Source organism: Thalassoroseus pseudoceratinae (assembly GCF_011634775.1).
Taxonomy (GTDB): Bacteria; Planctomycetota; Planctomycetia; order Planctomycetales; family Planctomycetaceae; genus Thalassoroseus; species Thalassoroseus pseudoceratinae.
In genome coordinates this window covers 423,675-436,213 of sequence record NZ_JAALXT010000004.1, presented here as the reverse complement: position 1 = coordinate 436,213, position 12,539 = coordinate 423,675, and the positions used below count along the sequence as shown (strand labels likewise).

General features: G+C 53.2%; 9 protein-coding genes. 6 read left to right on the top strand and 3 right to left on the bottom strand.

Annotated elements, in window-relative coordinates; genetic code table 11:
• Positions 1–16: 16 nt before the first annotated feature.
• The 5 genes from G6R38_RS16120 (at position 17) to G6R38_RS16100 (ending at position 4,900) form a co-directional block, all read left to right on the top strand.
• Complete coding sequence (locus G6R38_RS16120; RefSeq protein ID WP_166827911.1) at positions 17–757, top strand: MBL fold metallo-hydrolase; 741 nt, start codon at positions 17–19, stop codon at positions 755–757.
• A gap of 12 nt (positions 758–769) precedes the next feature.
• A complete protein-coding gene (locus tag G6R38_RS16115) occupies positions 770–1,729 on the top strand; it encodes a methyltransferase domain-containing protein (RefSeq protein ID WP_166827909.1) in 960 nt (319 codons plus the stop codon).
• Positions 1,730–1,834: 105 nt separating this feature from the next.
• The gene (locus G6R38_RS16110; RefSeq protein WP_166827906.1) at positions 1,835–2,758 is read left to right on the top strand and encodes a carbohydrate ABC transporter permease; all 924 of its coding nucleotides are present in this window, start codon (positions 1,835–1,837) and stop codon (positions 2,756–2,758) included.
• Positions 2,759–2,847: 89 nt separating this feature from the next.
• Positions 2,848–4,101 (top strand): extracellular solute-binding protein, encoded by a 1,254-nt coding sequence (locus tag G6R38_RS16105; protein WP_166827903.1) that lies wholly within the window; start codon positions 2,848–2,850, stop codon positions 4,099–4,101.
• Positions 4,091–4,900, top strand: coding sequence for a carbohydrate ABC transporter permease (locus G6R38_RS16100; RefSeq protein WP_166827901.1), 810 nt, complete (start codon positions 4,091–4,093; stop codon positions 4,898–4,900). The genes G6R38_RS16105 and G6R38_RS16100 overlap by 11 nt, the downstream gene beginning before the upstream one ends.
• A gap of 21 nt (positions 4,901–4,921) precedes the next feature.
• Here the strand turns inward: G6R38_RS16100 and G6R38_RS16095 are convergent, their stop codons facing one another.
• The 3 genes from G6R38_RS16095 to G6R38_RS16085 form a co-directional block, all read right to left on the bottom strand.
• Complete coding sequence (locus G6R38_RS16095) at positions 4,922–6,625, bottom strand: sodium:solute symporter family transporter (protein ID WP_166827899.1); 1,704 nt, start codon at positions 6,623–6,625, stop codon at positions 4,922–4,924.
• A gap of 113 nt (positions 6,626–6,738) precedes the next feature.
• Positions 6,739–7,836, bottom strand: a complete 1,098-nt coding sequence (locus tag G6R38_RS16090; RefSeq protein ID WP_166827896.1) for an alpha/beta hydrolase — start codon at positions 7,834–7,836, stop codon at positions 6,739–6,741.
• Between the two features lie 365 nt (positions 7,837–8,201).
• On the bottom strand, positions 8,202–8,705 hold the full coding sequence (locus G6R38_RS16085) for a hypothetical protein (RefSeq protein WP_166827893.1): 504 nt from the start codon (positions 8,703–8,705) through the stop codon (positions 8,202–8,204).
• A 137-nt stretch (positions 8,706–8,842) separates the two neighbouring features.
• Here G6R38_RS16085 and G6R38_RS16080 point away from each other — a divergent pair, with 137 nt between their 5' ends.
• Complete coding sequence (locus tag G6R38_RS16080) at positions 8,843–12,478, top strand: class I tRNA ligase family protein (RefSeq protein ID WP_166829109.1); 3,636 nt, start codon at positions 8,843–8,845, stop codon at positions 12,476–12,478.
• Positions 12,479–12,539: the final 61 nt, after the last annotated feature.

Below are 12,539 nucleotides of genomic sequence, written 5' to 3'. Positions count from 1 at the left end.
AATTCAGAACTAGCCCATGAAAATTCAATTCCTAGGAACCTCCGGACATCATCCGACAGAACAACGGCACACATCGTGTGTGATGTTGCCGGAGGTAGGAATTGTCTTCGATGCGGGCACCGGGTTCTTTCGTGTGCAGGAGCACGTGCAGACCCGCGAACTAGATGTGTTCCTCTCGCATGCTCATCTTGATCATGTCTGCGGCTTGACGTATTTCCTCGTTCCAATGCTCAAAGGCATTGTTGACAAGGTGCGAGTACACGCGAATGCCGCAACATTAGAGACGGTTCAGTCGCATTTGCTGTCGAGCGGATTGTTCCCGGCTCCATTGAATTTTGAATACTTGGAACTCGATGCCGAGTGGCAAGTGGCGGGAGGTGGTCGGTTAACACATCGGCCACTAACGCACCCGGGTGGTTCCATGGGGTATCGGATTGATTGGCCAGACAAGTCGCTGGCCTTCATCACAGATACAACGACAAGTGACAGTGAGAAGTACTTTGATTTCATCAAAGGTGTCGATCTTCTCATTCATGAATGCAACTTTCCCGACGCGATGGCTGAGTACACAGTGCCCACCGGTCATAGTCACTCAACCGCCGTGGGGGAACTCGCCCGTAAAGCGTCGGTTGGGCGTTTGATTCTCACGCACTTTGGGCCTGATCAACCACAAGATGACCCGATCGGGATTGAAGGCGTTCGCAAGATCTTTCCAAATACCGAACTCGCTCGCGATCCTTGGACTGTCGAATTTTGAAAGTGTCAATCCATGTCGACCTGGTTGACGCAACTCCAATGTCCTGCTGATGGCGGCACCCTCGTCGAGTCGGACCAGAAACTTGTTTGCTCGACCTGTGGCACGCAGTACCCAATCGAGAACGGCATTCCGCGGTTTGTGGAGTCGCAACATCTAGCCAGTTTTGGCTTCCAGTGGAATCGCTATGAAGTCGCGCATGCCGACGAGGACCGTGCGACGTTCGAAGCCAAAACAGGGTTTCGGTTGTCGGAAATGTCCGGCCTCAGAGTTCTTGATGCAGGTTGTGGAGGCGGACGTTATTGCAAGATCCTTGCCGAAGCCGGAGCCATAGTCTACGGAGCCGATCATAGCAATGCCGTCGATAAGGCCAAGAAACTCTGCGAAGACCAGCCGAACACTCACTTCGTACAAGCCGACTTAAAGAAACTACCGTTTGCTCCTGAGAGTTTCGACGCTGTCTTTTCAATCGGTGTGATGCACCACGACGCCAAGACTCAAGACGTATTTAACGCAGCCGCTAAAATGGTGAAACCCGGCGGACGACTTGCGGTTTGGCTCTATCGTCGAAATCAGTGGTGGCAGGAGTGGATCAATAACCGACTGCGTCACCGTACTGTGCGATGGAGTAACGATCGTCTTGAGCGGTGGTCTCGCTTTGGTGCCACGCTCGGCGGAATTCCCGTTCTCAACCGAACACTCAACAAGGTCGTCAACTTTAGTAATCATCCAAGTCGTGAAAACCGGATTTGTGATACTTTTGATTGGTATGCCCCCGCCTATCAGCATCATCATACCGTTGCTGAATTGATGGATTGGTTCCGGTCTGCAGGGTTTGAGGATATTCGAGTCCTTCCCCCTGAGAAAACCGGGCGGTTTTATCGCTGGTGTTATCAGAACAACCTGATCATCGGCAGCGGTGTCAACGTGCAAGGCACACGGACACTCTCGAATCAGCCAATGCCATGCGACTAACTGCATTCTCATCATACGGGGAATGATCGACTGTATGTTTCGACTAAGTGGTCTTAGGTTTGGCGTGTTGACAATTTCTCGAGATTTGTGATTCGGCAGGAATCAATGCGTCAACTTCGTGATGGACTCATCTTTGTCTCACCATGGGTCGTGGGCTTTCTTCTACTGACTGCCTATCCATTCATCACGACATTGTACTGGAGTTTTTGTCGCTACGATTTGTTGACCTCGCCGGAATGGATCGGGACGGAGAACTATCAACGGCTCGTTAATGAAGTTCGGAGCGGACAAGGTTTCGGGCAAGCACTCTGGAACACGAGTTACTACGCAATGCTTGCGATTCCTGGAAGCATATTGCTAGGGGTTGGGCTTGCGGTTTTACTTAATCAGAAAGTTTGGGGTCAATCGGTCTTTCGGACTCTGTTTTTTATTCCCTCGGTGATACCGACTGTTGCGACGGCGACGGTCTGGATTTGGTTGCTCGATCCACAACAGGGGCTAGCCAATCGATTGCTGAGTCTACTAGGCCTTGCACCGAATTGGTTCAATAGTTCGGCGGAACTGTTTAATCCTAGTCAAATCGTGACAGGGATGGCAGGAGTGGGTTCTAAGGATGCCCTGGTGTTAATGTCGCTCTGGGGTGTCGGCAATTTCATTCTGATCTATTTAGCCGCTCTGCAAAACATCCCCCGAGAGTTGTATGAAGCCGCCGAACTCGATGGTGCGGATTCCCTCCGCAAGTTCTGGCATGTGACATTGCCACAGTTGACGCCTGTCATTTTCTTCAATGCAGTGATGGGGATTGTTCAAAGCGTGCAATACTTCACACAACCTTACGTCATCAGTGGTGGAACCGGTGGGCCTGACGGATCAACACTTGTGGTTTCACTGCACGTCTTTCTTTGGTCCTTTAAATACCTCGACGCGGGCTACGCAAGTGCAGTTTGCTGGTCACTGTTTATGGTGGTCGTGTTTCTAACTGTCATGTTGTTTCGATCTTCGAGACACTGGGTTCACTACCGAAGCTAAATTTTATTCGGGTTGTCATGCATCGTCTCCGAATTCAGACCATACTACTAGTCACCGTCATCGGCTTAGCTCTTAGTTGGTCTGTTTCCATGCAGTTTTCAGAATCTGCCGTGACTCGGTCCGAGCGAGAACGGATTGTGTTTTGGCATTTCTGGGGTGGCACGGAACGAACGATTGTTCAAGACATTGTTCGACGGTTTAACGATTCACAGGATCTGTATTGGGTTGATGAAATTGCCGTTCCTGGGCAGAACTTGGATATGAAGTTCTTCATGTCGCTGCAAGGTGGCGATGCACCGGATTTACTGAATCAAGACGATCAGGTTATCGCGCAGTGGGCGAATGCGGGTGTGCTCATGCCAATACGGGAACTCTGTCCCGACGAACAAACTTATCACCGACTCGAACATTGGCTATATCCGCCTGCAAGACAGATTGGGACCTACGACAACAACCTCTATGCAATCTGCAACGCACTCGATATCCGATTGTTGTTTTACCGGGAGTCTGCTATTGAGCCGTTCTCACCACCTAAGACAATCTCACAACTTGATCAAATCGCCAAACGGCCGGCAACTAGAGAACGCTCAATTGCGTACCTGCCAGACAACCGCCGCCTGTGGGCTTGGGGAATCGCATTCGGCGGAGATTTTTATGATGAAGAACAGCAACTAGTGACGCCGGATCATCCGAAAGTGATTGAAGCTCTTGAGTGGATGACGTCTTACACAGACCATCTAGGACTCGATCAAATTCGAGCATTTCGTAGTACAAACCGAGAGGCCGGTGCAGGATCCATGCTAAGAGATGGTCGCTACAGTTTGATGATGGATGGTCAATGGCGAGTGGCTGAACTTGATCGGGTGCGAGAGGAATCTTCAGGGAACTTTCAGTACGGTGTGACTCCCCTGCCCTATCCATCTGGCGGGCGGCCAAACGCAGGTTGGGTGAATGGAAATTTTTTCGTGGTTCCGAAAGACTGCCAGAAGAAACGCGGCGTGTGGGAGTTTATCAAGTTTTGGTCGGGGTTTGATGGTCACGAGGCGGATGCGGCGCTCACTGCGAGTTCTGGGGGATGGATCCCCGCGAGTCCCTCGGTGACGGCTCATCCTCACTTTCAAAAGTATCTCGATCAACACCCTCGCTTTCGGTTGTTCGTCGAGTTAGCAGAGTCTGAGTATCAAGTTCCTACGCCTGCGATTCCCGTGCAAGCGTATTACTATGAACGCGTTAACCAAGCGGCTGATGAAGCTCTTACTCTTCAAAAGACACCCGCTCAGGCGCTACAAGACGCGGCTCGCGATGTGCAACTGCAGTTGGACAAGGTTCAAAATGAGCGCTAGGAAATTGACGCACCCCTTGCTAGTCCTCGTCGCGGTCGCGTTCTTGCTACCGTTACTATATATGGTACTAGGGTCACTCAAACCACCGGGGCAGCTTGAAACCGAAATTTGGCCGAGTGAACTTTACTGGCAAAACTATCGCATTGCTGTTCAGTCTGGCAATTACCTGCAAAGCCTTGCGAATTCGATTTTGCTTTTGGTTTTGAACGTGGTTGGGACCGTTGTTAGTTGTACTCTCGTTGCCTATGGGTTTTCGCGGCTGACATGGCCAGGGCGAGATTGGCTATTCTTTCTGTTGATTTCCACGATGCTGTTGCCGTTTCATGTGACGATGTTGCCTCGGTTTGAATTGTTTGCTACTCTGGGACTCTACAATACTTGGTGGCCGCTCGTGTTGCCTAGCTTTCTGGCTGGCGAAGCATTCTATGTCTTTCTGTTGAGGCAGTTCTTCTTGACGATTCCGGAAGAACTTTCTGAAGCCGCTCGATTAGATGGCGCAAGTGAGTGGACAATCTTACGGACAATTGTCGTTCCATTGTCGTGGCCGGCGTTGGCGACGGTGTCTTTGTTTCAGTTCCTGCACACATGGAACGAATTCGCCGGACCGCTTTTGTACTTGAATGATCCGAAGCGATTGCCGTTGGCGTACGAGTTGCAACAATACCTGAGTAGTTATCGCACGGAGTTTGGTCCGCTAATGGCGGGAGCAGTTCTGTTTACGCTGCCTGTGATTCTGTTGTTCTTCTTGGCACAGAAAACGTTTATTCAAGGCATTGCAACGAGCGGTCTCAAAGGCTGAATCGTTCGGCCGATTGGAGGTCTATCTTGTCTCGTCTTGATGGCCGTGGACGACCTTCTTCCATGTCCAGTTGCTTTGGGTCTCTGTGCAATTTGTGCGGAAGATGAATGCTAGAGTGATGCCCACTACGACCGTGACAACCCAGGCGCCCGGTACGACTAGGTGAGTCGAGAACGGTGTGCCTTCATAGTTTAGGATGCCAGCAATCTCTATTGACTTTCCACCGAGATTTTCGGCCCACCACCCGCCTTGGGTGTTCGCTAGCCAGCTAGTGATCTCTCGGAAATAGCTTGTCACCACTCCGAAGACTTCACCAACTAGCAATGCAATGAGGGCGATAGAAGCGGTCACGCGACGTGAGAACATCCCTAGAACAAACAATCCACCTAAGGCACCGAGAAAACAATTGAAACCTTTTTGGGTTAAGTCGATAATGTTTGTGCCCTTAGAGATTTGGTAGAGCAGCATTGTGTAGAGAACAACCGTCACACCGGCGGCAGCGGTGAGTTTTCGGGCACGTTGTAATTCCTTCGTTGATGAAGCTGGTGTTTTGGAAAACGGGCGGATGAAGTCGACGGTGATAATTGTGGAAGCCGAGTTCGCACCGGAATCGATAGTTGACATTGCAGCTGCAAACAAGGCCGCGACCACGAGTCCTTTCATCCCTGCTGGCAAGTACATCCGAATGAATTGCGGAAACACTTGATCCGGCAAGTCACCTCTTGCTCCGACTTGGGAATTGAGAAGTTCCTCTTTGACTGGTAGGTCGGACATCTGTAGAAACGACATCAAGGCAATTCCGACGCCGGCTAGCAACACGCCGATAAGAATGCTAGCGACCGCACTGACGAGGTAAGTGCGTCTCGCGGCGGAAGCATCCTTAACGGTGAAATAACGTTGTAAGGCGACTTGGTTGGCGCCGTGTGTGCAGATGAACCAAAAGAACATGTTCACCGTGATCGTGAACACAGTCGACCGGTTGGAGACGCTCCAATCGAACCACTGAACTTCTTCGTGCTGATACGCTTGGCTTGCAGTGATCCAGTCGCTAATGCCGGTGCCCGTCATGGAAGCAATCGACATCATCGTGACGACGGCACCGACGAGCAACACGGTGAACTGGATGACATCGGTCCAGACGACCGCGCGAATTCCGCCGAGAGTTGTGTATAGCACGGAGAATAGTCCGACCCCGATGATGATTCCGAACATCATGCGGTTGAGTGTTTCGGCTCTCGCGACGGGATCGGCAATGGCCGGTACGGTGATTTCCGCCATCGCTCGAGACGCCGTCAGCACCACGACGGAAATCCAACCAAAGAGCAGCAGCAGACAAAACACGGCAGCAAATGCGCGAACCGGATAGTTGAAGCGTCGCTCTAGGTATTCGTAGGCACTGGTGAGCCGGAGTCGCATGAAGAAGGGAATCCACAGTCCCCACACGACCGCCAATACGAGCGGAATCGGCAACTGTCGGGTCAGAAACGCCACGCCGGTGCGAAACATCTCGCCTGGCATACCGAGATAAGTGATCGTGGACAGCAGTGAGGCAAACAAACTAATGCCGACCGCCCAAGCCGGCATATTGCGACCGGCGACGAAGAAGTCATCGCTCGATTGCTGCTTGCGAGCAATTACCACCCCCATCACCAGCATCCCCGCCAAGAATGCGGCGAGCACGAAATAGTCGGGGAACGTCAAACCCGCAGCAAGTTCAGCAAACATGGGCGTCTCGCACAAATCAACAAAACGGCATTTGTTTGCCTAGCGAGTATAACGCCAACTTGCCGGAGTTTCGCGGCTTGGGAAGCGGATTCGGTAAATGTTGGATTGGGTAACTATTCGGTTCCAGCCAACCACTCTTCCCAGTCGGTTTCTCCGTCTTTGTCAGTATCGGTGTGGGAATGATCGAATAGAAACTTGAGCCCTGCGTTTGATGCGTAGGCGTCGAAGCCATTGTGATTCACCCCTTCAGCGATTGCCATCGCATGTGTCTTCTTGATGTCCTCACCATACACATCGATCAAGTGTGCAAAGAACAGCTTCATGCGTTCGAGCCGCTGGCGACCTTGAAGCAATGCTCCGTACGCCTTGGACAACGTGGAATCGTTCGGGTTGTTGTCTTCCGATCCGCACAAATAGAGAACGCGTCGCTTGGCGTAACGCTGCCGCAGATAGTCGTCCGAGGCCCGGCGAAAGGCGCGATAGCGAGCATCCAACCCATATCCCCAGTTGTTGTAGTTGGGGTATTTCTCCAAGAATTCACTCGGGAGTTCTTCGAAAACAATCTCCTGACCCTGCTGACGCGGTCGCTTGCTGTCTAGATAGGCGAACGAAGAAGCGCCAGAGGCCACAAACCGAACCGAGACTCCCTTTGGAGGACGAAACTTCGACGTGATTGCGTACCGCTGGGTCATCTGCCCGCCGGCCGAGTGACCGCAGACGACCACCGTCTTGAGATTCCGAAAGCGTTCCAAATTGGCCACGGCCGGAAGAAGCTGATTCATGACGTCATACGCACTGAAACCGATCCCTTCTTTCTGCGGACCGATGCAAGCCAATGAACTGCCTCGATAGGGACTCACCTTCCACGCGAGCAGCCCCTGCGGAATCGGCTGCTTGATGGCGTTCACATCGAAAAACTGAGGGGTTACGATCAGCGTCGATTCGGTTGCCCCCCTCACCTTCGATGCTGCCAACAGCAGTGCCCGGAGACATTTTTCGGCATCGAATCCGCTGCTGTGAATGCCCACAATGATGCGCGTGATCTTGTCGTTGGACTGGTCGATCGGGCCATCCGAGGCGTACGGCACAAAGACGCCTGGCCGTCCGCATTGGACCGGAAAGCGTTGCGGAGCGATGTTGGCAGCTTGCAGAACACTCGCTTCGGTTGACAGCCAAGTCGCCGCCAAGAGGTAGATGATACAGCGAAGCATCGCGGTGTTTCTCCCAAAGAGTTGAGATTCGAATCTGGGGCCGGAATCGCCACGCCTGTGCGGAACGTTTCTCCCAGCATGTCGAGGTAGGTGATTGTGGACAGGAGCGAAGCGAACAAACTAATGCCCACCGCCCACGTGGGCATGTTGCGACCGGCGACGAAAAAGTCGTCACTCGTTTGCTGCTTGCGAGCGATTACCACGCCCATGACCAACATCCCCCGCCAGGAAAACGGCGAGCACGAAGTAATCGGGAAACGTCAAACCGGCAGCAAGTTCAGCAAACATGGGCGTCTCGCAGGAATCAACAATCCGGCATTCGTTTGCCTAGCGAGTATAACGAAGATTGGCCTGGAATTCGCTTCTCAGAACCAGGTGCTGCCACGCTCAAGCCACCAACCGTCGTAGTCAAAGAATGGATGTCCCAAGACACGTATCCCAGTTCGCAGCTCTTCGAGTGACCATAAGTGTTCCGTGTAATCATCCATTGCAAAGCCATTAAAGTGGGTGAGCATGTTCGTCACAAAATCTAGCGCTTGCTGATCGCCTGGGTGCCTACCCGATACGTCGGCCATCACTCCAACTGGTGGCTTGCCATTGCACCGTTCGACCAAGTCAGACCATTCTTCCGGCTCAAATTCAGTAGGCCCTTCACGATAAAAGTCGATGTACAAGTACGGATCATCACCTACGGATGATAACCATGGCTCCCGCTGGGTTGGATAAGTGTGATCGAGGTGGGCTGATACTTCTTCCTCAGACGCGTCACACAGGAATACAAAAACCGATCTCATGGTTGCCTCACTTTTTGCGAGATCTGTTCTATCAGGAAAAAACGTACTCGTTGCGGGCATCTCTTCGGCATGCAAGTGCATATCATTGCAGTTTGAGTATCTCGCGGATAGCCGGCGATCATAGCCCGACGCTTCCATTCGTGGGATGGCCACCTACAATTGACGCTCCGTTTTCGTTCTTCCGCGTCCATTTACCGTATTCGACTGTCATGATGTTTCAAAAAGCTGGTGATTCTGAGTTTCTTCGCGGTGAGCACGACGCGCTGCGGTTTTGGGGTGCGGCGGAGATTTTTCGGAAGCTCCGGGAGAAAAACGCCGGGAAGCCGAAGTGGAGTTTCCTCGACGGGCCAATCACCGCGAACAATCCGATGGGCGTGCATCACGCTTGGGGACGCACGTACAAGGATGCGTTTCAGCGGTACTTCGCCATGACCGGGCACGAACTGCGTTATCAGAACGGGTTCGACTGCCAGGGGTTGTGGGTGGAAGTCGAAGTCGAAAAGGAAATGGGCTTCGGCACGAAACGGGCGATTGAGGATTACGGCATCGATCATTTCGTCAACGAGTGCAAACGACGCGTGCTGCGGTTCGCGGCTCGGCAGACGGAGCAGTCGATCCGGCTCGGTTATTGGATGGATTGGGACGATCCCGATCAACTGCGGGATCTCGCGGAAGCTCTGGGGACCGATCAAACGGTCACGATTACGTCTCCCAGTGGAAAAACCGAAACCGGACCGGCTCACCAGTTGGTCGCCCGGCTCGGCAATCCGGAATGGGGCGGGAGTTATTTCACGTTCTCCACCGAGAACAATGAAACGATTTGGACGTTTCTCAAGAAGTGCTTTGAGCGAAAGAAAGTCTACCGCGGTCACGACGTGATGCCCTGGTCCGGTCGGGCGGGAAGTGCGTATTCGCAGATGGAAGTCGCCGACGGACGGAAGCTGACCGTGCACCGTTCGGTGTTCGTGCGATTTCCGCTCGTCGATAGAGACAACGAGAATCTGTTGATCTGGACGACGACGCCTTGGACGCTCACCAGTAACGTCGCGGCGGCGGTCAATCCGGATTTGGATTACGTCAAGCTCAAGTCCAAACGTGATGGCTCGATCTACTACTTCGCCAAAGCCAACTTAGACACCAAGCGGATGGAGACCGAGTTCAAGGAAGGTTTCGGACGCCCCGAATGGAAATGGCCCGACGGTGTGCCGAAGTTGAAATCGCTCGCTCAAATCTTCAAGGAGCAAGGCGGCTATGAAATTGAGGACACGCTGAAAGGCTCCGAACTGGTCGGTTGGCGATATCGCGGGCCGTTCGATGAACTGAAAGCTCAACAAACGCCGGGCGGATTCGCATTCGAAGGCGGACGCAATACGGCGGAAGATGCGTCGAAGCCGTCGGCAACTGGTTCGCATCAGGTGATCGATGGCGGTCGCGACAACAAAGGCAATCCGATGGTCACCGCCGGTGAGGGAACCGGGATTGTGCACATCGCTCCCGGTTGTGGGGATGTCGACCATACGCTCGGGGAAAGTCTCGGTCTGCCAAGCATCGCTCCGTTGAAGGAAGACGGCCGATTCGCGGAGGGTTTCGGTCCGTTTACCGGTCGGGAAGCGATCGACTCCGAAACCGCCGATTTGGTCTTCGAGCAACTGAAAGAGAAAGGTTTGCTGCTGGCTGTCGAGAAGTATCCACATATCTATCCCCACTGTTGGCGGACAGGGGATGAACTTGTCTTCCGGCTGGTTGATGAGTGGTTCATCAACATGGACTGGCGACAGGAGATCATGGATGTCACGCAGACCATCGATTGGTTGCCGGAATCGATTCAGGGCAAGGAACGTGAGACCGAATGGCTCTCGAACATGCGGGATTGGATGATCTCCAAGAAACGCTTCTGGGGACTCGCGCTCCCAATCTGGGTCAATCCGGAAGATCCGTCTGACTTTGAAGTCATGGGCTCTTTGCATGAACTCAAGGAACGCGCCGTCGAGGGTTGGGACGAGTTCGAAGGGAATACGCCACACCGTCCATGGATCGACAAAGTCAAAATCAAGAGTGAGAAAACCGGAGCCGTTCTGAGTCGAATTGTTGACGTGGGGAATCCGTGGTTGGACGCGGGGATCACGCCATTCTCGACGATGGGTTACCGCGAAGACCCGGCGATGTGGAACGAGTGGTATCCGGCGGATTTCGTCACCGAATGCTTCCCGGGCCAATTCCGCAACTGGTTCTATTCGATGCTCGCGTTGTCGACGATGATGCGATACGACGAAACCGAAAACGCCGAGGAAAAACGACCATTCAAAACGCTGCTCGGTCACCGATTGGTGATGGACGAAGCCGGTCAGCCGATGCACAAATCTGACGGCACCGCAATTTGGTTCGAGGAAGCGGCCGAGCAGTTGGGCGTCGATACGCTGCGGTGGATGTATCTCGCCCAAAACCCGGCGTCGGACTTACGATTCGGAACGCGACATCCTGACGATCCGGTGGCATTGGAGACACCGGATGGCACAATCTCCGAAACGAAAGAAGGCTTGCCCACCTGTAAAGTGACAAGCACGCCCGCCGATGAAGTGCGACGACAAATTCTGATCCCGCTGTGGAACAGTTATTCGTTCTTCGTGAACTATGCGGCTCTCGATGGATTCGATCCGCAGAACACGACCGATGTGCCAGTGGCCGACCGTCCGGAAATCGACCGTTGGATTCTCTCGAACTTGCAGCAACTGACGAAGACGTGCCGCGAGGAATTCGAAGCCTTCAATACACCCGGCGTGTGTAGTGCGGCGGCGGCGTTCGTTGATGATTTGTCGAATTGGTACATTCGCCGCAGTCGTCGTCGATTCTGGCGGAAGAACGAAGACGCCACCAGTGAGAACCAACAAGACAAACTCGCTGCATACCAAACGCTGCACCATGTGTTGTTGACGCTGACGAAATTGCTCGCGCCGTGCGTGCCCTTCATGTCGGAGCGGCTTTATCAGAACTTGGCTTTGGGGAGAAACTTAGAGGATGCGGGGCAGCCGTCTTCAGTGGATGGCGTGCCGGAATCCGTGCATCTCTGCGACTACCCGGAACCCGACGAAAACCTGCTCGATCACGATTTGACGCATCGTGCATCGACAGCTCAAGCAGTAGTGCGGTTGGCGTTGAAGCTGCGGGAAGAAAGTGGTTTGCGAGTGCGACAACCGCTTGCCGAGTTGCGGATTGCGTCCAGTGATCCTGCGCAAGCCGCCGCCGTAAAAACCTTGAGCGAGTTGATCCGCGATGAACTCAACGTCAAGCAGGTCACTTTTCTAGACAGCCTCGGCGATTTGGTGCGTTACAAATACAAACCAAACCTGAAAACGCTCGGACCAAAGTATGGCAAGTTGCTCGGTGTGATTCGTAAGGAGTTGCCGAACGTTGACGCGGGCGAGCTGGCTCCGCTGCAAAATGGTGAGTCGGTCACAATCACGCTCGGCGGCGAGGAGATCACACTCACACCCGATGATGTGCTCACCGAAACCGAACAAGCGGCCGGTTGGTTGACGTCTTCCGAAAACACGTTGCAAATCGCACTCAACACGGAACTCACCCCAGAATTGGAAGCCGAAGGCATGGCTCGGGATTTCATTCGGCATGTTCAACAACTCCGGAAGGAGAACGAGCTCGAAGAAAACCAACGAATCCAAATCGGTTACCAGACGGACGAGGCTACCGTCGAACAAGCGGTTTCCGCTTGGGGCGAGACCATTCAAAGCGAAACGCGAGCGGATGGCATTGAGTCGAATGGGAAACTGGAGGCTCCCAAGACCGTGAATGTCGGCGATCACAAAATCGCATTGGCGATCAATGTGTGTTGAACTCGAACGAATTCCGTTCTTCGCTGGTTTGGTTGCCCGAATCCTTTTTCCCGTTGAGAAT